This is a genomic window from Streptomyces sp. PA03-6a (genome assembly GCF_033792765.1).
In the GTDB taxonomy this organism is placed as follows: domain Bacteria; phylum Actinomycetota; class Actinomycetes; order Streptomycetales; family Streptomycetaceae; genus Actinacidiphila.
This window is the reverse complement of sequence record NZ_JARAVK010000039.1, coordinates 1-21,589: the sequence shown is the minus strand read 5'-3', so window position 1 is coordinate 21,589 and position 21,589 is coordinate 1. Positions and strand designations below refer to the sequence as shown.

The window sequence follows — 21,589 nt, the reverse complement described above, 5'->3', positions numbered from 1 at the left end:
TCACATGGATCTGCAACTGAACGGCAAGGTCGTGCTGGTCACCGGAGGGTCCGACGGACTCGGCGCGGCCCTTGTCCGGCGGCTGACCGCCGAGGGCGCCAAGGTGGCGCTGTGCGGACGTGACCCCGAGCGCATCGAGCACGTGGTGAAGGAACTGGGCGCCACCGGCGCCGACGTGCTGGGCGTGCCGGCCGACGTCACCCGCCCCGAGGACCTCGAGCGCTTCGTCGCCGCCGCCGACGGGCGCTGGGGACGGATCGACGCCGTGGTCAACAACGCCGGGCGCAGCGCGGCCGGCTTCTTCGAGCGCCAGGACGACTCGGTGTGGGAGGAGGACCTGCAGCTGAAGCTGCACGCCGCGGTGCGGCTGACCCGGCTGGCCCTCCCCCACCTGCGCGCCGCGGGGGGCGGCGGCGTCGTCAACACCCTCGCCGTCTCCGCCAAGGCCCCCGGCGCGGGCAGCACCCCGACCTCGGTCTCCCGCGCGGCCGGCCTCGCGCTGACCAAGGCGCTGTCCAAGGAGCTCGGGCCCGACAACATCCGGGTCAACGCCGTGCTCGTCGGCCTGGTCGAGAGCGGCCAGTGGACCCGGCAGGCCGAGGAGCGCGGGATCACCGTCGAGGAGCTGTACGCCACGATGGGCCGCGAGTCCGGCATCCCCCTGGGCCGGGTGGGCCGCGCCGAGGAGTTCGCGGACCTGGTGGCCTTCCTGCTGTCCGGCCGGGCCGGCTACGTCACCGGCACCGGCATCAACTTCGACGGGGGCCTGAGCCCCGTCGTCTGACCGGGCCCGGGCCCGGTCCTAACCGCCCGCGGCCAGGCGCAGCAGGTGGTCTGCGACCGCCTGCCCGCCGGCCGGGTCGCGGCTGATCAGCATGACCGTGTCGTCGCCCGCGATCGTGCCGAGGATGTCGTACACCTCGGCCTGGTCGATCGCGGAGGCGAAGAACTGCGCCGCGCCGGGCGGGGTGCGGACGACGACGAGGTTGGCCGAGGCCTCCGCGGAGATCAGCAGTTCGCCGGCGAGGCGGCTCATCCGCTCCTCCTTCACCGACTCCCCCAGCGGCGCCATGGGAGTGCGGAAACCGCCCTCGCTGGGCACGGCGTAGATGAGTTCGCCGTTGTTGGTGCGGATCTTCACCGCGCCCAGTTCGTCGAGGTCACGGGAGAGCGTCGCCTGGGTGACGCTCAGCCCGTCGTCGGAGAGCAGCTTGGCGAGCTGGCTCTGGGACCGCACCGGCAGCCGGTTGAGGATGTCGACGATCCGCCGGTGGCGTGCCATCCGGGTCTGCGGTACGGCGGCGGCTCCCCCGCCGGCCTGCTGCTGCGCCTCGCTCATCGTCGTGTCATTCTCCGGATCGGTGTCCCTCTGCGGCATGTACGGCGTCGAGGACACCCGGCAGCGCCCCCAGGAACGCGTCCACCTCGGCGTCACCGAGGATCAGCGGCGGGGCGAGCCGCACCGTGTCGGGTACGGCGGCGTTCACCAGGAGTCCGGCGTCCTGAGCCGCCTTCTGCACCTGCGCGGAGAGCGGCTCGGTGAGCACGATACCCAGCAGGAGGCCCGCACCGCGCACGTGATCGACCAGAGGGTGGTCCAGCGCATCGACGCCCTGGCGCAGTTTCTCGCCCTGGCGCTTGACGTTGTCCAGCACGCCCTCCTGGGCGATGGTGTCCAGGACGGCGAGCGCCGCGGCGCAGGCCACCGGGTTGCCGCCGAAGGTGGTGCCGTGCTGACCGGGGGTCAGCAGCTCGGCCGCGGGGCCGAAGGCGAGGGTGGCGCCGATGGGCAGTCCGCCGCCGAGCGCCTTGGCGAGGGTGACGACGTCCGGCTCGACGCCCTGCGCCTGGTGCTCGAACCAGTGGCCGGTGCGGCCGATGCCGGTCTGCACCTCGTCCATGACGAGCAGGGTGCCGGTGGCGCGGGTGATCTCCCGGGCGGCGGCCAGGTATCCGGCCGGGGGCACGATGACGCCGTTCTCGCCCTGGACGGGCTCGAGCATCACCAGCGCGGTCCGCTCGGTGACGGCGGCGCGCAACGCGTCGGCGTCGCCGTACGGCACATGGGTGACGTCACCGGGCAGCGGGCGGAAGGACTCCTGCTTCCCCGGCTGCCCGGTGAGCGCGAGCGCGCCCATGGTGCGGCCGTGGAAACCGCCGTCGGTGGCCACCATGTGCGTACGGCCCGTCAGCCGGCCGATCTTGAAGGCGGCTTCGTTGGCCTCGGCGCCGGAGTTGCAGAACAGCACGCGGCCGGGCCGTCCGGACAGCTGGAGCAACCGCTCGGCGAGGGCGACCGTGGGCTCGGCGATGAAGAAGTTGGAGACGTGGCCGAGGGTCGCGATCTGCTCGGAGACCGCGCGGACGACGGCGGGGTGGGCGGTGCCGAGGGCGTTGACCGCGATGCCGCCGAGGAAGTCCAGGTACTCGTTGCCGTCGGCGTCCCAGTACCGGGCGCCCTCGCCGCGGACCAGGGGCAGCCGCGGGGTGCCGTAGTTGTCCATCAGGGAGCCCTGCCAGCGCCGTGTGAGAGCCTCGTTCCCCTGGTCGCCGGTCCCGGTCATGCCCGTTCCCCTTCGTTCCGCGATGTGCCGCCCGCCGTGTCGACGCCGTCGGGTACCACCATCGTGCCGATTCCCTCGTCGGTGAAGATCTCCAGCAGGATCGAGTGCTGGACCCGCCCGTCGATGACCCGGGCGGTGTGGACGCCGTTGCGCACCGCGTGCAGGCACCCCTCCATCTTGGGCACCATGCCGCTGGACAGCTCGGGCAGCAGTTTCTCCAGCTCGCTCGCCGTGAGCCGGCTGATCACCTCGTCGCTGTTCGGCCAGTCCTCGTACAGGCCCTCGACGTCCGTGAGGACCATCAGGGTCTCCGCGCCGAGCGCGGCCGCGAGCGCCGCCGCGGCGGTGTCGGCGTTGACGTTGTAGATGTGGCCGTCGTCGGCGCTGCGGGCGATGGAGGAGACGACCGGGATGCGGCCGTCGTCCAGCAGGGCCCGGATGGCGCCGGTGTCGATCTCGGTGATCTGCCCGACCCGGCCGATGTCGACGGCCTCGCCGTCGATCATCGGGCGGTGCCGGGTCGCGCTGATGGTGTGGGCGTCCTCGCCGGTCAGGCCGACGGCGAGCGGGCCGTGCTGGTTGAGCAGGTTGACCAGCTCGCGCTGCACCTGCCCGGCGAGCACCATGCGGACGACGTCCATGGCCTCCGGGGTGGTGACCCGCAGCCCCGCCTTGAACTCGCTGACCAGGCCCTGCTTGTCGAGCTGCGCGCTGATCTGCGGGCCGCCGCCGTGCACCACGACCGGCTTGAGGCCGGCGTGCCGCAGGAAGACGACGTCCTGGGCGAAGGCCGCCTTCAGTTCCTCGTCGACCATGGCGTTGCCGCCGAACTTGATGACGACCGTCTTGCCGTGGTGCCGGGTCAGCCAGGGCAGCGCCTCGATCAGGATCTGCGCCTTGGGCAGGGCCGTGTGCTTGCGGGCGCTCATGAGCTGTAGGCGCTGTTCTCGTGGACGTACTCGGCGGTCAGGTCGTTGGTCCAGATGGTCGCGGTCTCGGTGCCGGCGGCGAGGTCGGCGGTGATGTGGACCTCGCGGTAGCGCATGTCGACCAGTTCGCGGTCCTCGCCGACGGAGCCGGACTTGCAGACCCACACGCCGTTGATCGCGACGTTGAGGCGGTCCGGCTCGAAGGCGGCGGAGGTGGTGCCGATCGCCGAGAGCACCCGGCCCCAGTTGGGGTCCTCGCCGTGGATCGCGCACTTGAGGAGGTTGTTGCGGGCGATGGAGCGGCCCACCTCCACGGCGTCGTCCTCGGTCGCGGCGTTGACGACCTCGATCTTGATGTCCTTGGAGGCGCCTTCGGCGTCGCGGATCAGCTGGCGGGCGAGGTCGGCGCAGACCTGCTCGACGGCGGCGGCGAAGGGCTCCGGTGCGGGGGTGACGCCGGAGGCGCCGGAGCCGAGCAGCAGCACCGTGTCGTTGGTCGACATGCAGCCGTCGGAGTCGGCCCGGTCGAAGGTGGTGCGGGTGGCGGCGCGCAGCGCCCCGTCGAGGGCGGCGGAGTCCAGGTCGGCGTCGGTGGTGAGGACGACCAGCATGGTGGCCAGGCCCGGTGCGAGCATGCCCGCGCCCTTGGCCATGCCGCCGACCGTCCAGCCCTCGCCCTCGTAGACGGCGGTCTTGTGCACGGTGTCGGTGGTCTTGATGGCGATGGCGGCCTTCTCGCCGCCGTGGGCGGAGAGCTCGGCCGCCGCCTTGGCGACGCCCGGCAGCAGCTTGTCCATCGGCAACCGGACGCCGATCAGCCCGGTGGAGCAGACGGCGACCTCCCCCGCGCTCTGCCCGAGGGCGTCGGCGACCGCCTCGGCGGTGGCGTGGGTGTCCTGGAAGCCCAGGGGGCCCGTACAGGCGTTGGCGCCACCGGAGTTGAGGACGACGGCGGATACCTGACCTCCTCTCAGGACCTGCTCCGACCACAGGACGGGGGCGGCCTTGACGCGGTTGGAGGTGAAGACGCCGGCCGCGGCGAGCCGCGGACCGTTGTTCACCACGAGGGCGAGGTCCGGGTTGCCGTTCTCCTTGATCCCGGCGGCGATGCCCGCCGCCGTGAATCCCTGTGCTGCCGTGACGCTCACTGTGTCGTCTCCTTGTCCGCTTCTGGGCCGACGCACCGCAGGGGCGCGGCCTTCGCCGTGATGTCGGTGTACGGCCCGGTCACCGGGGCCGTGCCGGGCGCGTCGGCCCCCGCGCCGCAGGGCGCCGCCCGGGTGAGCAGCTCGGCGACGGCACGGCGGGCACGGGCGGCGGGACGGGGGGTCATGGTGCGACCCCCGCGGTGCTCAGGCCCAGTCCCTCGGGCAGGCCGAGCGCGATGTTCATGCTCTGCACGGCGCCGCCGGCGGTCCCCTTGGTGAGGTTGTCGATGGCGCTGACGACGACGACCCGGCCGGCGGCCTCGTCGTAGGCGACCTGGATCAGCGCGGCGTTCGAGCCGTACACGGCGGCGGTGGCGGGCCACTGACCCTCCGGCAGCAGGTGCGCGAACGGTTCGTCGGCCAGCGCCTTCTCGTAGGCGCCCCGTACGGCGTCGGCGGTGGTGCCGGGCCTGGCCTTGGCGCTGCAGGTGGCGAGGATGCCGCGGGGCATCGGCGCCAGCGTCGGGGTGAAGGAGACGCAGACCCGCTCCCCGGCCACGCCGGAGAGGTTCTGGATCATCTCGGGGGTGTGCCGGTGCGTACCGCCGACGCCGTACGGGGTCATGTTTCCCATGACCTCGCTGCCCAGCAGGTGCGGCTTGGCGGCCTTGCCCGCACCGGAGGTGCCGGACGCGGCGACGACGACGGCCTCGGGCTCCACCAGGCCCGCCGCGTACGCGGGGAAGAGCGCGAGCGTGACCGCGGTGGGGTAGCAACCGGGCACCGCGATGCGCCGGGAGCCCGCCAGCGCAGCGCGCGCACCCGGCAGCTCCGGAAGGCCGTACGGCCATGTGCCGGCGTGCGGGGTGCCGTAGAACCGCTCCCAGTCCGCGGCGTCCTCGAGCCGGAAGTCGGCGCCGCAGTCGACGACGAGGGCCGTGTCACCGAGCTGCTCGGCGACGGCGGCCGACTGCCCGTGCGGCAGCGCGAGGAAGACGACGTCGTGTCCGGCCAGCGCCTCCACGTCGGTCGCCTCCAGGACGCGGTCGGCCAGCGGCAGCAGATGCGGCTGCAGGCCGCCAAGGCGCTGCCCGGCGTTGGTGTTCCCGGTGAGCGCGCCGATCTCGATCTCGGGGTGGTTCAGCAACAGGCGCAGGATCTCCCCGCCCGCGTACCCGCTTGCTCCCGCCACCGCTGCCCGGAATGCCATGGACCCTCCTCTTCGATGGCATGACTATACGGCGCCCGGAAGTTTTATGCAAAGCATTTCCGCCCGTTCCGGCCCCGCCGCCCGTGCCGAGGATCTATGCCTGGCCCGTCAGGACGATAGTTGGCCCTCACTCCGAACCCGGCACTACCACGTGAACATGCCGAGACGACTCGTGTGGCCGGGAACACTGGGCACAGGCGCTCGCCCCGGACCGTGTCCTATCCGGTGAGGATCAGGGCCACGGCAAGTCGCCATCCGGACCGGCCACCACCACCGGCGCGGGGCAACGCCGGATTGTGCACCACCGACATCTCCGGGAGCTTTCAGCGCCGGTGGACGCTGACTGCGTAGCCACCGCCCTCATAAGGGTCGGCGTCCCAGGTGGCGAAGCGGTCGACGAAGGCGAGGCTCGCCGCAGCGCAGTAGGTGTCGTACTCCGGCAGCGTGATGCTCGGCGGCACCGGCAGGTGGCCCTCGTCCAAGCCAAATCCGGAGACGAACAGACCTCCCGGGCGCAGCACCGCGGCCAGTCGGCTGACGGCCGCCGCTTCGGTACCGGTGGCGAGAAGCGGGAAGATGTTGCCGGCGGCGACCACGAGGTCGAAGCCCGCAGCGGCATGAACATCAGCCGGGGCGAAATCGGTCAAGTCGGCCCGGATCCACGTCAGCTCCGGCGCTTCCCTGCGGGCCACCGCCAGCATGGACTCGTCGAGGTCCACCCCGACACAGTCATACCCGAGCTCCGCGAGCCGGATCATGACCCGTCCGGTACCGCACCCGGCGTCCAGCACCCGCGCTCCCGCGGGCACGAGCGCGGCGCAGAATCGCGCCTCACCATGCATGTCCTTGCCGCTGTCGGCCACGACCGCAAGACGCGCGGCGTAGTCCTCTCCGGAGCTCCCACCCGTCAGCTCTTCCCAGCGATTCATGACGGCAAGGCTAATGAAGCGGAACGATCGCTCTGCCATCGCCCTCGAATGCCAGGGAAAGCCGACGCCGAGTTCCCGCGGCGAAGTCCCGTTGAGCGCGTCCGGGTACGGCTCTTCGGTAGGCATGTCGCCCCTTCTTGAGACTCAAGCGATCATGTGAGAGTAAGACTCTCGATGGGTATCTTAGCCTGCATCCGGCACCCATTTACAACATTGTGTCTTGATGGCTATAGTGACACTCAGCGTCAGATGAGGGAGTCGGTTCCCATCGAGCTTCCCAGTCGACGCCAGTGTCGCCATGCGATACCGCGCCACTCCGCGGGCGCAGCGAACGATCAAGGGCCGCAGCCAGCGACACCGGGGCCACGTCGGTACCGATGCCGCCTGCCCCCAAGGCCGCGCAGCCAGGTCGGCTGCACGTCAACCGCACTGCCGGAAGTCCGTGCTCGGCAGCGTCTTATCAGCGCATTTATCACCTTCTCGGCACATTGCCGGTACCACGACAGGAGAACCGACCATGCTTGAAGGATTCGAAGACGGCTACGCCGAGGTGAACGGAACCCGCCTTCACTACGTCATCGGCGGCGAAGGGGAGCCGCTCGTCCTGATGGAGGGTTGGCCCCGCACCACGCACGCCCTCAAGGGGATCATGGCCCCCTTGGCCCGGCACTTCCGGGTCATCGCCGTCGATTACCGCGGTATGGGCGGATCGGACAAGCCCGCTGGCGGCTACGACAAGAAGAACATGGCGAAGGACGTCTACGAACTCGTTCGCGGCCTGGGATACGAGCAGATCAACATCGCCGGCGGAGACATGGGCTCAACCGTCGCCTACAGCTTCGCCGCGAACTACCCGGAGGCGACCAAGAAGCTGGCGGTGTGGGAGGGGGCGACGTTCACGTCGGACCACCTCGCCATCACCGCCTTCCCTCAGCCGGGTGGGTGGAACGCCTGGTGGTACTCGCTGAGCCACGTCGAGGACCTGCCCGCGAAGCTCCTCGCGGGGCGGTTCCGGCACGTGATCGACTGGGCGATCGACCACTTCGCGGTCCACCCCGAGAAGATCAGCGAGGAGGACCGCGCCATTTACGCGGCGGCGTACGACGACCCCGAAGCGGTGAGGGCGTCCTTCGCCACGTACGCCGCGATCCATCAGGATCTCGCCGACGGCGAAACCTACCCGAAGTTGACCATGCCCGTCCTCGGACTGGGCGGCCCGCTTGTCATCGGCGCCATCGAGGGGGCAGTGCGGGCCAGGGCCACCGACACCCGCTTCGTCACCATCGAGGACACCGGCCACTACCTGGCAGAGGAGCAGCCGGAGGCACTCGCCGCCGAACTGCAGAAGTTCTTCGGCTGACAACCGGATTCGTCCTCGCGGTGCTCCCGGGCACCGCGAGGACGACTCGACAGTCTGGGAGCTCCCGCCGGGGTGAGCAGGCACGGTACTTCCACGCGATGGCTTCCAGGGTCCGGCGTTGGTCGGCCCGCTGTTGGCCACGGAGCGGATCGGCCGGCGCCATGACCCCTCGCCGCCTGCACGGCAACGTTGCGGCGTCCCGAGAGTTCACGCCGTGACAGGGCGCGGAGCAGTGAAGGTGGCGAAGGCTTGATCGACGAGGGTTCCGAGGGGGAGGCGCGCTTCGGCGTTGGTCCAATGCTCTGCCGCGATGCCCAGGCAGTGCAGGGCGGCCGCTGCGCGCACGTGCGAGGCCAGGAGCGTCGCGTTCCCTGGGGATGTGCGTGCGGCAAGGATCTCCGCCAGGGCCGGGCGCCAGTTGGCCTGCTTCTCGCACAGGCGACCGGCCAGGGCAGGTGTGGTCTGAGTGAGGCGAAGCAGCACGAGACTGTCGGCGGGGTTGCGGGAGAAGTACTCGATGGCGGGATCGACGGCCCGTCGCAGCGACGTCCACTCCTCTTCGTCGGCGGGCCGCGAACGCAATTCCTCGGACATCAGATCACCCAAGGGGTCCAGGACGCTGAGGACGACGTCCTCCTTGGTCCCGAAGTAGCGCAGAAAGGTGCTGCGGGACACGCAGGCCGCCGCGGCCAGATCGTCGAAGGTGGCCTCCTCGAAGCCGCGGCTGCAGAACAACCCGATCGCCACCTCGGCCAGCTCGAGGCGAACAGCGTTGCGCGCGATGTCCCGTGTCGTGTTCACGTGATGATTTTAGCCCGCGGCAGCCACTCACTTGCAAGTGTGCCCTCCAATAGCTATTTTGACGCTCAGTATCACACTCAATTTTGGCGATCCGGGAAGCCGGCGGTTGTCACCGGCGACACCCCGCCTCCGGAACCGACCTGCGGGAGGACCTCATGTTCACCGAGGGGTCCCAGGAAAGCGCGGGCGTCACCCACAAACAGGCAACCGCAAATGCACAGGAAAAACCCATGCCCGTATCTGCGACTAAGTATCAGTCAAGCCATCAAGGTCCAGTCTGGCAAGCGAGTGGCTGTTGTGAAGTACGATGGTGGGATGGATACGACGCGGGCAAAGACACGGGACATCGCGCGCAATGCCGTTCGTAGCGAGCTGGCCCAGGTGGCGTTCCGCCTGTTCCACCGCGAATCCTTCGAGAAGGTGACCTTCGACGACCTGGCCGCGGCGGCCGGGGTGTCCCGCAGCACCTTCCTCCGCTACTTCGGGACCAAGGAGGAGGTCGTCCTCAGCGGCTTCGATCCCCTCGGCGACCAAATGGCCGACGCCCTGCGGACCCGGCCCGCCGACGAGGACAGCTGGACGTCGCTACGGCGGGCTGTCGATCCCGCCATCAAGTACTTCGACAAGAATCCCGCCGACACACTCGCGCTGCTGCGCCTGGTACAGAACACACCCGCGCTCGTTGCCCGCCTCCGAGAGAAGCAGCTCGGCTGGCGCCCCGCCCTGGCAGAAGTACTCGTCGAGCGTTCCGCCTCCGAGGGCATGTCCCCCCTGGCCGCGCACGTGCGTGTTGCGGCAGCCATGGAGTGCGTGACGGTCGCGTTGGAGCAATGGGTCGAGGTCGACACACGAGTCGCGCTCGACACCCTCACCGACGACGCCTTCGCAGCGCTCACCTCCGCGTGACACTGTGAAGTGACCCCTTCCCAGCAAGCCGCGTAACGCCGGTGTCGCCTCCGCGATGGCCAACACCGTCGCGGCCAGCGCCACCACGGTGTTGATCGCCCCCCCAGCCGCAGAGGCCGCCCTCGCCCGACGGCCTTGGCCCTTGGCGCGGGTGCGGGCGCTTCCACGGCGCCGGAGGACCGGGACGACGTGGCGTATCGCTGCGAGAGCGGCGTCCTGTCGTCGCGCCGGTCAGCGGCAAAGGGCCAGTTCGCCGTCGGCTCGGGCGGCGTCCTCATCGTCGAACAGATACTCCTTCGCCCAGGAGCGCAGTTCCCGAAGGGCCGGACGGAGTGCTTCGCCGGCCTGGGTAAGTCGGTAGCTCACGTGTAGCGGGGGACCAGGGTCGACCTCGCGGACGAGCAAGCCCGCCTCTCCGAGCTCGGTGAGCCGGTCGGAGAGCATGCGCTCGCTGATGCCGGGGATCGAACGGCGCAACGCAGCGAAGTGTGCAGGGTGCTGCATGAGTGCCGCCATGATCAGCCCGTTCCATCGTTTTCCGAGTAGCTCGAAGCTGCGCATCAGGCCCGAGCTGACAGCCGCGCACTGATGCGCGGTGCGCTCCGTGTGTCCCACGACGTATGCCTTCCTGCAAGTGAGCGTGCTGTTGACGGAGTACGAGAGCGTGCGGGCCGTCGCATGTCGGACGCGCTCAGCTCGCTGCAGTGCGAGTAGGTGGTGTTGCGCTTGCCGGTGACCAGGCCGGGCGTGGCCGGTCGGCCGCGGAGTGCAGTCGCCGGCCTGGCTTCACCGATGTCCTCGGGTCCGGCGGCGCGGGGTCTTCCGGCCGCCGGACCCGGGGTCGCGCCGCATCCTCGTCCCCACGGGATGAGCGCGATCGGGGCCGTCTCCGCTCATGCGGCCCCGGTCCGGGAGGCCACTCGCGGAGTGGCCCTTGTGGGACGTCGGGATGTTGTGGCGGTAGGTGTGGGCGCCGAAGTCGTCGCGCTGGGCCTGGAGCAGGCCGAGGACGGATGTATGGACAGACTCGGCTACGGCGGGACTCCGGTGCCATGGGCCGTCCTTGGGGCACCGGAGCCCCGCACGCTGGGCTTGCTGCTCCCGGGCTAGATGCTGGCTCCGCCGTCGACGGTCAATCGCGCGCCCGTGATGAACGCGGCGTTCCCGCTCGCGAGGAAGACGACCGCCTTGGCGATGTCGTCGGTCGTACCGAAGCGGCCGAGGGGCGTCATTGCCACCTGGGCTGCGGCGAACGGGCCGTCCGCAGGATTCATGTCGGTGTCGGTCGCTCCGGGCTGAATGACGTTGACGGTGATGCCACGCGGGCCGAAGTCACGCGCCCACCCGCGTCCCAGCATGTCGATCGCGGCCTTGCTGGCCGCGTACTCCGCAGCGCCAGGAACGACGATCCGGTGGGCGACGATGCTTCCCAGCAAGATGACCCGCCCGCCGTCGGACAGATAGCGAGCCGCGGTATGCGTCGTGGCGATGGTTCCCATGATATTGGTGGCCATCATCTGCTGGATTCCTTCGAGGTCGTCCAACTGACCGACTCCGCCGGTGACGGCGATTCCGGCGGAGTTCACCAGGACGTCAATTCGTCCGCCGAACTGCTCGGCGGCCTGGTGGACGGCGGCCGCTGCTTCCTGGGGAGCGGACTGGTCCGCCTGCAGAGCGAATGCCTTCACCCCCAGGGCAACCAGTTCGGCGACGACGCCTTCGGCCTGCTCGCGCGACTTTCGGTAAGTGATGGCAACACTTGCCCCCTCGCGCGCCAGGCCACGGGCGATCTCGGCACCGATACCGCGCGACCCTCCGGTCACGAGCGCGGTCCGTCCTGTCAATGCCTTGGGCATGACGATATCTCCTTATGCAATTCAAATGGCTTGCGCGTACTCATTGGAGGCTAAAGATTGACGCTAGTGTCAAGGTCAAGTTTGACCGCTGTGACGTCCGTCACCACGCGTGTCCGCGCTCATGAGGCGGAGATAATCCCTGATGGCGGTGCGGTTGCGTGACAGCACCTCGATGCGGCGGTCTATGCTGCGGATGTGCTCCCGCAGCGCGGCAAACTCTTCGTGGCTCAGGGCATCGCAGGTGACCTGAGCATTGCAATCCTGGTGTCCGAGCCAGGGCAGCACGGTGCGCAGAAGACGCGACGGAAGTCCTGACTCAATGAGCTCGCGTATCTGCACTACCAGCTCCACGGCCGTATCCTCGTACAGCCGGTAGCTGTTGCTTCCACGCCCCGGAGTGAGCAGCCCTTGCTGTTCGTAATAGCGGAGCATGCGTGGCGTAACTCCTGCTTTTTCGGCAAGTTCGCCGATCGTCATCACGGTGATCGTCTCTCCAGATGCGCTGTTCCGGCAGCATGGCCAAAAGCGTTTCCTGCGCGAACTCAGGATTCCCTTTCGGGCTGCCCTCCACGGCGCTCGCCCATCACAGCGCCTGCCCGAGTGCGACTACGCGGCGGCCGTCCGCTGAGCCAGTGGCCGGTGGTCAGTGCGCGACGACCGGCACCACGAGCTGATCCTGCGCGTCCTCGCCGTCACCGGAAGAAGCCGAGGCGGAGCCCGGACGGTTGGCATTGACGAAAGCGAAGGCGATCAGTGAGGCGAGCGCCAGGATGCCGACGGCAAACCAGATCGCCGAGGTGTAGCCGTGCACCATGCCCTGGAGCTGGACCAGTTGCGCCTGCGGTTTTGAGGTTGCGCTGGCAGCGTGGTCCTTGACGAACGATGTCGTTGCGGAGGCGGCGATCGTGTTCAGCAGGGCTGTGCCGATCGCGCCGCCGACCTGCTGCGAGGTGTTGACCATGGCGGAGGCGACGCCGGCGTCTTGAGGCTGGATGCCCTGTGTGGCGAGGGACATGGCGGGCATGAACGCCGTACCGATGCCGAGGCCGAGCAAGACTGTCGCAGGCAGCAGCAGAGCGGCATACGTCGATCCGGTCTCCAACCGGGTGAGCAGCAGCATGCCGATGCCGGCGACCAGGAAGCCGGGGCCCATGAGCAGACGGGGCCGGACGCGGGTCATCAGGCGGGCGCCGATTTGGGTCGAACCCGTGATCATGCCGGCCACCATGGGGATGAACGCGAAACCAGTCTTGATCGGGGTGTAGCCCTTCACGACCTGCAGGTAGTAGGTCAGGAAGAGGGACAGGCCGAACAGGCCGATGACAGCGAGGCCGAGCGAGATGTAGACGGCACCCCGGTTGCGGTCAGTGACCACGCGCAGTGGCAGCAGTGGCGCCCTGACCTTGGACTCGATCAGCGTGAAAGCGCTCAGCGACACCAGGGCCGCCACGAACATCGAGATGGTGACGGCGTCGCCCCAGCCGGCGGACTCGGCGCGGGTGAAACCGTAGACGAGGGAGACCAGGCCAAGGGCAGAAAGGACGACTCCGGGCATGTCCAGAGGGGAGCGGTTGCTGCCGCCCTCGGGCTCACGGATGACGAAGTAGGCACCTGCGCAGGCGACGACGGCGAAGGGGACGTTGACGAAGAACGTCCAGCGCCAGTCCAGGTACTCCGTGAGGAAACCGCCGAGGAGCAGGCCGACCGCGCTGCCACCACCGGAGATGGCGCCGAAGATGCCGAACGCCTTGGCGCGCTCCTTGGCGTCGGTGAACATCACCGAGAGCAGGGAGAGCGCGGCGGGGGCCAGCAGGGCACCGAAGACGCCCTGCAGAGCACGAGCGCCGAACATCATCGGGCCCGAGGTAGCCGCCCCGCCGAGCACGGAGGCGAGGGCGAAGCCGATCAGGCCGAACACGAAGGCGCGCTTGCGGCCCCACAGGTCGGCGATACGGCCGCCGAAGAGGAGCAGGCCGCCGAAGGCAAGAGCGTAGGCCGTGATGACCCACTGCCGGTTGCCGTCCGATATCCCCAGGTCGCCCTGGGCTGAGGGCAGCGCGATGTTCACGATCGTGGCGTCGAGGATGACCATCAGCTGGGCGAGCGCGATGAAGATCAGCGCCTTCCAGCGGTCGGCGTCACTGCCGCTCGGCGCGGCGGCTCGGGGAGCCTTGGTAACTGCATGTGACATGGGAGTACCCACTTCGGGACTTCGTTGCGGAAGGAAACTGCTGGAGCCGGAAGGGGCGGGTGCGCACGGATGTCCGGGAGAGGGGACCGTGTCGCGGCCCCCGGCTCATTGGCCTGTGGTCAGGGGTGCCGCGGATCCTCCGGAGCGACGGTCCCCGGTCTGCGAACCCCGGCCCGGTCCGTCCTGCCGCGCAGGGTAGGAACGGCTGTCAGGCGAAGAATTTGTGGAGTTCGGCGGCAAGGGTTTCGGGCTGCTCCTCTGCCATGTAATGGCCGGTGTCCTGGACGGTGACGAAGCGGGTGTCGATGGCGAGTTCCTTCACCGCTCCCTCGATGGCGCCGATGACGAGCGGGCCGCCGAGTGCCAGGACAGGCATGGTGAGCTTGGAGTAGGTCTCGTTGTCGGCCAGGTCCTGGTGGATCGCGCCGTACCAGGCGAAAGCCGCCCTGATCGCGTCGGGGTCGTCGTAGGCCGCCGCGTAGACGGCCCGGTCTTCCTCGCTGATCTTCTCGGGGTGGACCGCGAAGTGGTCGATGGCCCAGTCGATCACGTGCCGGAATCGTCCGGCGAGGAGCTTCGCGGGCAGTTCGTCGATGTGGCTCAGCGAGTACCACCAGGGGTTCCATCCGCCCGGCTGGGGGAATGCGGGGATCCCGAGGTGGGCAGGAGTGAAGGTGGCACCTTCCCAGACGGCCAGCTTCTTGGTGGCCTCGGGGTGGTTGGCAGCGAAGCTGTAGGCGACCGTGGAGCCCATGTCTCCGCCGGCTATGTTGACCTGCTCATATCCCAGGCTGCGGACCAGTTCGTGGACGTCCTTGGCCATGTTCTTCTTGTCGTAGCCGTCGGCAGGCTTGTCCGATTCGCCCATGCCCCGGATGTCCACGGCGATGACACGGAAGTGCTGGGCCAGCGGGGCCATGACCCCGCGAAGAGCGTGTGTCGTGCGGGGCCATCCCTCCATGAGGACGAGGGGTTCGCCTTCACCGCCGATGACGTAGTGAAGACGGGTTCCGTTGACCTCGGCGTAGCCGTGTTCGAATCCTTCGAGCATGGTTGGTTCTCCTGTTGTGATCCCGGCAACGTGCCGGAGGTTGAGGACGTGCACGACGCGGCTCTGCTGCCGATGCCACTGCCTGGGCGGTCCGTCGCACTGGCGACGACCCGGCGTCTTCGTGCCAGGTGCTGCCGCCCGGATTCCTCGCCGCGTCCGCGACGTGGCCTGACCTGGAAACCCCTGAGCGACACCGGCAACCCTACTTGATACTGAGTGTCAGCCTAGCCATTGCAGCTCTAACCTGCAAACAAGGTTTGAATCTCGGTTAGGATGCTGAAGGCGAGGCTCACTCGCACTTGACCACACGAGTTCCAGGGAGAGGCACCATGCCCACCGAAGAGCACATGCGCGCAGCCCTGCAGAGGTATCTGGACGCGCTCAACAACCACGACGTCGCCGGCGCCGTCGCCTTGTTCGCGGACGGCGCCACGCTGGAGGACCCTGTCGGCACCGGCGTCGCCGATGCCGCCGAGCGCCTGCCCAAGATGTTCGACCAGGTGCCTGCAGGGTCGACGTTCACCTTGGACACCCCGATCCGTACGTCGCACGGCTCCGCGGCGGCAATGGCCTTCACCGTCAGGGCCGTCGTCGACGGCGCACCCGTCGAGGTCCGGTCGGTAGACGTCATGGAGTTCGACGAGTCCGGGCTGATCACTCACATGAACGCCTACAACGGCCCGTCCGACGTCGTCTTCGGCCAGTAGGCACTACGCCGGCCAGACCTACGTCCCGAAGGGCCGTACTCCCACTCGGTGGTCCGGGGGCGAGATGCGGCCCTTCGCCGTTGTCATACGGCAGCGGACCAGGGTGAGACCGCCCTGCTGGGCTTCGCCGGCGCGGTCCACCGTCGCGCCCGGCACCAGGGCGCGCGGCGTCCACGAGCCCGGAACCGTGAAGCGTGCGACAGAACCCCGACCCGAAGGAGAGAACACCATCTGCGGAGCGAAGGCTGGCGGCCCCGGCCTGACACGCCGACCGAGACGATCATTCAGGGTTCCGGACACTGGGCGAACTTTCCGCAGGTCAGCCCGCCGGGGCGACGGAGCCCGGCCCGGCGCCTCCCCGCTCCGGCGGGATCCGGGCCGTATCGTCCGTGCCCGCCCTCACCGCGTCTACGACCGGCGGCGGGGCTTGCCGCGCTTCGCGGGGCGGGGGGTCTTGGCGGACGTACGGCCGGACGACCTGCCCGCCGCGGGCTTGCGCCGCGCCGCCCCCTCCTCGGGGCGCTGCTTCTTCGGCTGCGGCTGGGCCTGGGCCTGGGTACGACCGCGGGTGCTGTTGACGGTGCGGCCGCGCACGATGCCGATGAAGTCCTCGACCCGGTCGGTCGTGGTGTCCTCGCGCCACGACAGGGCGACCCGCGACTGCGGGGCGTCGACGACCGTGCGGTAGGTGAGGTCGCGGCGGTGGTGCAGACGCGCCAGCGACTGCGGCACGACGAGCACCCCCACGCCCGCCGCGACGAGCTCGACCGCGTCCGCGGTCGTGGCCGGGCGCTCGATCGCGGGCCGCCCGGGGAGTTGCTCCCACTCCAGGGTGTCGTCGAGGGGGTGGAACACCACGTCGTCGGCCAGGTCCGCCAGCGACACCTCCTCGGCGGCCGCCACGAGGTGGTCCTTGGGGACGACGACGACCGTCGTCTCCGTGTAGAGGGGGATGGCGCTGAGGTCCGTCCGGTCGATCGGCAGCCGTACGAAGCCCGCGTCCGCGTCGAGGCCGCGGAGCATCCCGGGGACCTCGGCGGCCGTGACCATGACGAGCTCGAGCGGGACGTCCGGCAGCCGCTCCTGCCAGATCCGCACCCATTTGGCGGGGGTCACGCCCGGGACGTAGGCGAGGCGGAACGAGGGGGGAGCTTCCGAGCCGGTCATCCGGCCAGGCTACCCCGGCGCCGGTCGGGGACCGCTCCCGCGATCGATATCCTTGGGGCATGACGTCGCACCAATCCGCCCAGACCATGAAGCCCGCCACGGCGGCGAAGAAGCTGGGTGTGTACCTCGAGGCCACCCCCGCCGAGTTCCGGGAGGGCGTCGTGTCGCGCGACGAGCTGAACGCGCTGCAGGCCGACCCGCCCGAGTGGCTCCGGGAGCTGCGCCGCAACGGCCCGCACCCGCGCCCGGTGGTGGCGGCGAAGCTGGGCATCTCCAACTCCGGCCTCGCCCGCGGCGGGGTCACCGAGGCGCTCACCACGGAGCAGATCGAGGCCCTGAAGCAGGAAGAGCCCGAGTGGCTGCAGAAGGAGCGCGCCACCCAGGCCGAGGTCCGCAAGGAGGCCGCCCGCCTCAAGGAGCGCGACGCGGAGCGCGCCGACGGCGCCGACGCCTGACGCCCCCTCTCGCCGCCGTACGCCGCCCCGCGCCCACCGCGCGGGGCGGCGTCGTTCCGGCACGCCACCCGGACCCACCGACGGCTTGGGCACCGTTGGGGGTACCGGCGCCGTCCGCCAGGCGGCCGACCGGCGCCCTCGCAGGCGCCGTCTCCCCCCGCGTCGGGTTCACGAAGCGCCGGGGACCCACCTTCCGGAGCCGCGGCCCGAGCGCCGTCCCGGCCTTCCGGCGGGCCGGGCGCAGGCCACCGCGGCCTCGCGGAGCGAAGGCCGGACCCCGGCGCGGGCGGGCTCCGGCCACCCTCACAAAGCACGTTCCGGTCCGTTGACAGCGCGGTGGGTGCGTCGCAGACTCAGTGCTCAAACGTTCAATGAACGATAGTTCACTGTGCGAACGAAGGCGTTCGCGTGCCAGACAGGGGCTGCCATGACCATCACCCGCGAACTGCTGATCGGCGGCAAGGACGTCCCGGCCGTCTCCGGACGCACGGCCGAGGACGTGAGCCCCTTCACCGGGGAGGTGTACGCGACCGTGGCCGCCGGGGATGCCGAGGACATCACCCGGGCGGTGGACGCGGCCGAGGCCGCGTTCCCGGAGTGGGCGGCGCTCAGCCCGTTCGCACGGCGCAAGATCTTCCTGACAGCGGCCGACCTGCTGGAGGCCCGCACCGAGCAGGCCGCCGAGATCATGGCGCACGAGGCCGGCGGCACGCGCCCCTGGGCGTACTTCAACGTCGGGCTGGCCGCCAACATCCTGCGCGAGGTGGCCGCCGCCGTCACCGCGCCGCGCGGTGAGGTGCTGAGCGCGCAGGAGGAGGGCGTCCTCGGCATGGCGGTGCGCGAGCCGGTCGGCGTCGTGGGCGCCTTCGCGCCGTGGAACGCCCCGCTCATCCTGGGTGTCCGCGCGGTCGCCGCGCCGCTGGCGGCGGGCAACACGGTGGTGGTGAAGCCGAGCGAGGACGCCCCGGTGGCCTGCGGCCTGTTCGTCGCGGACGTGCTGCGCGAGGCCGGGCTGCCCGACGGGGTGCTGAACGTGGTGACCAACGCCCGTGAGGACGCGGCGGAGGTCGCCGAGGCCCTCATCGCCGACCCGAGGGTCCGCATCGTCAACTTCACCGGGTCGACCGAGGTCGGGCGGATCATCGGCACCCATGCCGCGCGCCACCTCAAGCCCGCCGTGCTGGAGCTCGGCGGCAAGAACGCGATCGTCGTGCTGGACGACGCCGACGTGGACTACGCCGTCGACGCCGCCGTCTTCGGCGTCTTCCTCAACTCCGGGCAGATCTGCATGTCCGGCGACCGGATCCTCGTCCACGAGAGCCTCGCCGAGGAGTTCACGGCCAAGTTCGCCGCCAAGGTCGGCACGCTGCCCTCGGGCGACCCCTCGCACCCGCACACCGTGATCGGCCCGCTGGTGAGCTCCGCCTCCGCGCGGCGCGTCGCGGAGCTGGTGCGGGACGCGGTCGCCAAGGGCGCCACCGTGCTGACCGGCGGCGGTGAGCCGGACGGCGCGGTGCACCCGGCCACCGTGCTGCGGGACGTGCCCAAGGACGCGGAGGTCTACTACGGGGAGGCCTTCGGCCCCGTCGTCACCGTGGTCTCCTTCGCCGACGACGACGAGGCCGTGGCCCTGGCCAACGACACCGACCACGGTCTGACCGCGGGCGTCATCACCGAGAACGGCACGCACGGGCTCGCGGTTCGTCCGCCACGGACTGGTCGTTGACGTGCACGATGCCGGTGCGCAGCCGGCGGGCGACCAGGCGCCGTTCGGCGGCTTCAAGGCCTCCGGCTACGGCCGCTTCGGCGGCCGCTGGGGCCTGGAGGCGTTCTCCAACACCCGCTGGGTCACCCTGGCCACGCAGCAGGCGCACTACCCGTTCTGAACCCCGTGCCGAGCGGGGCGTAGGGTCCGGCCATGGACGATCCGGTCGGCGCGGCCCGCGCCCTGCTCGCAGAACGCTTCCCCGACGCCCTCGGCGGCTTCCTGGGCGGGTCCACGGCCCGCGGTGAGGGGACGGCGACGTCCGACCTGGACGTGGTCGTCGTCCTCGATCCGCCCGCCGGGTGCCACGCGGAATCGTTCACCTGGGGCTCCTGGCCGGTCGAGCTCTTCGTGCACACCTCCGAGTCGGCGCGTGCCTTCATGGGGTGGGACCGCGACCGCGGCAGCGGCACGATGGCGTTCATGTGCGCGCGGGGCGTCGTCCTGCTCGACCGCGACGGCACCGCCGCCCGGCTGCGCGACACAGCGGAGCGCATCCTGGCCGCCGGCCCGCCCGCCGTCCCGGACGCCGAGCGCGACCACCGGCGCTACGCCGTCACCGACCTGCGCGACGACCTCCTCGGCGCCCGGGACGAGGAGGAGCTCCTCGCCGTGGCCGCCGCCCTGCTGGACCGCTCCGCCGAGCTGCTGCTCGCCACGCGCGGCCACTGGCGCGGTGGCGGCAAGTGGCTGCCCCGCAGGCTGCGCGAGGCCGAGCCCGAGCTCGCGGGGCTCCTGCTCGGCGGTTACCGGGATCTCGTCCGCGGCGGCCCGCGCGAGCCCTTCGCCGCGGCGGTCGACGCGGTGCTGCACGCCTGTGGCGGCCCGCTGTGGGCGGGTTACCGGCGCACCCCCGACCCGCGCATGCTGGCGGAACTCGGCCTGCGGCCGGACTGAGCCCCGGGCCGGGTTCCAGAGGGTGCGGAGCGGACGCCCGAACCTAGACTGGAGGGGCAAGGCTGCGGACCGCCGAGTTCTCAGGAGGTCTACCGATGCACGCGAACAAGGGTGACCGGGTCAGGCAGCACGGGCGGGTAGTCGGCCAGCACGACAAGGTGGCCGAGATCGTCGAGGTCATGGGGCAGGAGGGCGAGCCGCCGTACCGGGTCCGGTACGACGACGGGCACGAGTGCATCCTGTCCCCCGGACCGGACTCGACGGTGGAGCACGGGCGGGGCGCGACCCCGACCCGCTGAACCGTTCCGCACCGGATCGTGCCGGACCGCGGCCGTCGCACCACGCGGCCGCGGTCCCGCTCGATGGCGCCCCCGGTCAGGGGCGGGGCGTGCGGACCCGCGTCGTGTAGTGGTCGGCGACGACCCGGGACATCGCCCCGATGGGGTCGGCGGCGACCTCCTTGGCGGAGAAGAAGACGTTGCCGAGCACCTGGGGATGCTTCCGGTCCAGTTCGAGGTGGCGGGAGAGTTCGGCCGGGTCCTGCCAGGGCTTGGCCTCGCCCGCGGCGCCCGCGCGGTACAGGGCCTCACCGATGTAGAGCTGGACGCGGGTGCCGTCGACGACCTGGGCCCACCAGGGCACGAGCGTGGCGTAGTCGGCGACGTCGAAGCCGATGTGCCAGTACACCTGCGGGACGATGTAGTCGATCCAGCCCTTGCGGACCCAGCCGCGCGTGTCGGCGTAGAGGTCGTCGTACGTCTGGACCCCGCCGCGGGTGTCGGAGCCGCGCGGGTCCGTGCGGCGGTTGCGCCAGACGGCGAAGGGGCTGACGCCGAAGCGGGCGGCGGGGCGGAGCGCCCGGATGCGGGCGGCGGTCTCGCTGACGAGCAGGTCGATGTTGCCACGCCGCCAGGACGCGAGGTCGTCGAAGCCCTCCCCGTAGCGGGTGAAGGCGTCGTCGTCGGCGAAGTGCCGGCCGGCGACCGGATAGGGGTAGAAGTAGTCGTCCCAGTGCACCCCGTCGACGGGGTAGCGGCGGACGGCGTCGAGCATGGCGTCCTGCACGAAGCGCCGCACCTGGGGGATCCCCGGGTTGTAATAGAGCTTCCCGCCGTAGGCGACGAGCCAGTCGGGGTTGACCCGGGCCGGGTGGTCCGGGGAGAGCCGTTCCGGGTCGTCGTGGGTGGCGACGCGGAACGGGTTGAACCAGGCGTGCAGTTCCAGCCCGCGTGCGTGCGCCTCCGCCACGGCCGTGCCGAGCGGGTCCCAGCCGGGATCCCGCCCCTGGACACCGGTCAGGAACTCCGACCAGGGCTCGTACGGGGACGGCCACAGCGCGTCGGCGGTCGGCCGGACCTGCATGACGACCGCGTTGAGGCGCCGCTCGACGGCGAGGTCCAGGTAGCCGAGGAGTTCGTCGTGCTGCTGACGGGCCGACAGCCCGCGGGCCGAGGGCCAGTCGCGGTTGGCGACCGTCGCCAGCCACATGCCGCGGAACTGCCCCGGCGCGCCGGGTCCGCCCGTCGCCGCCCCGGCCGGGCCCGTCGCCGCCCCGGCCGGGCCCGTCGCCGCCCCGGCCACCGCCCCGGCCGTCCCCTCCGCCGCCCTCGCGACCTCGCCCGCGGCGAGGACGCGAGGGCGGCGGAGGGGACG

Annotated in this window: 22 protein-coding genes and 1 pseudogene; 8 read left to right on the top strand and 15 right to left on the bottom strand. The window is 70.5% G+C overall.

What is annotated here, in order from left to right; all coding sequences use genetic code 11:
* Positions 1-4 precede the first annotated feature (4 nt).
* Positions 5-784: an SDR family oxidoreductase gene (locus tag PV350_RS12550; protein ID WP_499510862.1), complete on the top strand. Its 780-nt coding sequence runs from the start codon at positions 5-7 to the stop codon at positions 782-784.
* Between the two features lie 18 nt (positions 785-802).
* Here PV350_RS12550 and PV350_RS12545 read toward each other — a convergent pair whose 3' ends face one another.
* From PV350_RS12545 to PV350_RS12515, 7 genes are all read right to left on the bottom strand, one after another.
* Positions 803-1,339 (bottom strand): arginine repressor, encoded by a 537-nt coding sequence (locus tag PV350_RS12545; protein WP_499510863.1) that lies wholly within the window; start codon positions 1,337-1,339, stop codon positions 803-805.
* A gap of 7 nt (positions 1,340-1,346) precedes the next feature.
* Positions 1,347-2,564 (bottom strand): acetylornithine transaminase, encoded by a 1,218-nt coding sequence (locus tag PV350_RS12540; RefSeq protein ID WP_500333757.1) that lies wholly within the window; start codon positions 2,562-2,564, stop codon positions 1,347-1,349.
* Positions 2,561-3,493, bottom strand: a complete 933-nt coding sequence (gene argB / locus PV350_RS12535) for an acetylglutamate kinase (RefSeq protein WP_499510865.1) — start codon at positions 3,491-3,493, stop codon at positions 2,561-2,563. The genes PV350_RS12540 and argB overlap by 4 nt, the downstream gene beginning before the upstream one ends.
* A complete protein-coding gene (argJ, locus tag PV350_RS12530) occupies positions 3,490-4,641 on the bottom strand; it encodes a bifunctional glutamate N-acetyltransferase/amino-acid acetyltransferase ArgJ (RefSeq protein WP_499510866.1) in 1,152 nt (383 codons plus the stop codon). Before argJ ends, argB begins: the two co-directional genes overlap by 4 nt.
* Positions 4,638-4,826: a hypothetical protein gene (locus PV350_RS12525; RefSeq protein ID WP_499510867.1), complete on the bottom strand. Its 189-nt coding sequence runs from the start codon at positions 4,824-4,826 to the stop codon at positions 4,638-4,640. The genes argJ and PV350_RS12525 overlap by 4 nt, the downstream gene beginning before the upstream one ends.
* A complete protein-coding gene (argC, locus tag PV350_RS12520) occupies positions 4,823-5,851 on the bottom strand; it encodes an N-acetyl-gamma-glutamyl-phosphate reductase (RefSeq protein ID WP_500333755.1) in 1,029 nt (342 codons plus the stop codon). The genes PV350_RS12525 and argC overlap by 4 nt, the downstream gene beginning before the upstream one ends.
* Positions 5,852-6,174: 323 nt before the next feature.
* Positions 6,175-6,780, bottom strand: coding sequence for a class I SAM-dependent methyltransferase (locus tag PV350_RS12515; RefSeq protein ID WP_499516774.1), 606 nt, complete (start codon positions 6,778-6,780; stop codon positions 6,175-6,177).
* Positions 6,781-7,297: 517 nt separating this feature from the next.
* Here PV350_RS12515 and PV350_RS12510 point away from each other — a divergent pair.
* A complete protein-coding gene (locus PV350_RS12510) occupies positions 7,298-8,140 on the top strand; it encodes an alpha/beta fold hydrolase (protein ID WP_499510869.1) in 843 nt (280 codons plus the stop codon).
* Positions 8,141-8,347: 207 nt separating this feature from the next.
* Here PV350_RS12510 and PV350_RS12505 read toward each other — a convergent pair whose 3' ends face one another.
* Positions 8,348-8,941 carry a TetR family transcriptional regulator gene (locus tag PV350_RS12505; RefSeq protein ID WP_499510870.1) on the bottom strand — a complete coding sequence of 198 codons (594 nt, stop codon included), beginning with the start codon at positions 8,939-8,941 and terminating at the stop codon, positions 8,348-8,350.
* Positions 8,942-9,256: 315 nt separating this feature from the next.
* Here PV350_RS12505 and PV350_RS12500 point away from each other — a divergent pair, with 315 nt between their 5' ends.
* Positions 9,257-9,847 carry a TetR/AcrR family transcriptional regulator gene (locus PV350_RS12500; RefSeq protein WP_499510871.1) on the top strand — a complete coding sequence of 197 codons (591 nt, stop codon included), beginning with the start codon at positions 9,257-9,259 and terminating at the stop codon, positions 9,845-9,847.
* A 231-nt stretch (positions 9,848-10,078) separates the two neighbouring features.
* On the opposite strand, the gene PV350_RS12495 is transcribed toward PV350_RS12500, so the two are convergent.
* From PV350_RS12495 to PV350_RS12475, 5 genes are all read right to left on the bottom strand, one after another.
* On the bottom strand, positions 10,079-10,408 hold the full coding sequence (locus tag PV350_RS12495) for a winged helix-turn-helix transcriptional regulator (RefSeq protein ID WP_499516775.1): 330 nt from the start codon (positions 10,406-10,408) through the stop codon (positions 10,079-10,081).
* Between the two features lie 545 nt (positions 10,409-10,953).
* Entirely contained in the window at positions 10,954-11,703 is a 750-nt protein-coding gene (locus PV350_RS12490) for an SDR family NAD(P)-dependent oxidoreductase (protein WP_499510872.1), read from the bottom strand.
* A 75-nt stretch (positions 11,704-11,778) separates the two neighbouring features.
* Positions 11,779-12,180, bottom strand: coding sequence for a MerR family transcriptional regulator (locus PV350_RS12485; RefSeq protein ID WP_499510873.1), 402 nt, complete (start codon positions 12,178-12,180; stop codon positions 11,779-11,781).
* Positions 12,181-12,346: 166 nt separating this feature from the next.
* Positions 12,347-13,894, bottom strand: a complete 1,548-nt coding sequence (locus PV350_RS12480) for an MFS transporter (protein WP_500333752.1) — start codon at positions 13,892-13,894, stop codon at positions 12,347-12,349.
* Between the two features lie 208 nt (positions 13,895-14,102).
* Positions 14,103-14,945, bottom strand: a complete 843-nt coding sequence (locus tag PV350_RS12475) for an alpha/beta fold hydrolase (protein WP_499510875.1) — start codon at positions 14,943-14,945, stop codon at positions 14,103-14,105.
* A 329-nt stretch (positions 14,946-15,274) separates the two neighbouring features.
* Here PV350_RS12475 and PV350_RS12470 point away from each other — a divergent pair, with 329 nt between their 5' ends.
* The gene (locus PV350_RS12470; protein WP_499510876.1) at positions 15,275-15,652 is read left to right on the top strand and encodes a nuclear transport factor 2 family protein; all 378 of its coding nucleotides are present in this window, start codon (positions 15,275-15,277) and stop codon (positions 15,650-15,652) included.
* A gap of 408 nt (positions 15,653-16,060) precedes the next feature.
* Here the strand turns inward: PV350_RS12470 and PV350_RS12465 are convergent, their stop codons facing one another.
* Positions 16,061-16,819, bottom strand: coding sequence for a LysR family transcriptional regulator substrate-binding protein (locus tag PV350_RS12465; RefSeq protein ID WP_500333750.1), 759 nt, complete (start codon positions 16,817-16,819; stop codon positions 16,061-16,063).
* 59 nt (positions 16,820-16,878) lie between these two features.
* Between PV350_RS12465 and PV350_RS12460 the strand changes: the two genes are divergently transcribed.
* The 4 genes and pseudogenes from PV350_RS12460 to PV350_RS12445 all read left to right on the top strand — a co-directional run bounded on the left by PV350_RS12460 (position 16,879) and on the right by PV350_RS12445 (position 20,235).
* Positions 16,879-17,274: a DUF5997 family protein gene (locus PV350_RS12460; protein ID WP_499510878.1), complete on the top strand. Its 396-nt coding sequence runs from the start codon at positions 16,879-16,881 to the stop codon at positions 17,272-17,274.
* A gap of 427 nt (positions 17,275-17,701) precedes the next feature.
* Positions 17,702-19,160 (top strand): annotated as a pseudogene (locus PV350_RS12455) (aldehyde dehydrogenase family protein).
* A gap of 32 nt (positions 19,161-19,192) precedes the next feature.
* Entirely contained in the window at positions 19,193-19,936 is a 744-nt protein-coding gene (locus tag PV350_RS12450; protein ID WP_499510880.1) for a nucleotidyltransferase domain-containing protein, read from the top strand.
* A 95-nt stretch (positions 19,937-20,031) separates the two neighbouring features.
* Positions 20,032-20,235, top strand: coding sequence for a DUF1918 domain-containing protein (locus PV350_RS12445; RefSeq protein WP_499510881.1), 204 nt, complete (start codon positions 20,032-20,034; stop codon positions 20,233-20,235).
* Positions 20,236-20,311: 76 nt separating this feature from the next.
* On the opposite strand, the gene PV350_RS12440 is transcribed toward PV350_RS12445, so the two are convergent.
* Entirely contained in the window at positions 20,312-21,517 is a 1,206-nt protein-coding gene (locus PV350_RS12440) for a glycoside hydrolase family 10-like protein (protein ID WP_500333773.1), read from the bottom strand.
* Between the last annotated feature and the right edge of the window lie 72 nt (positions 21,518-21,589).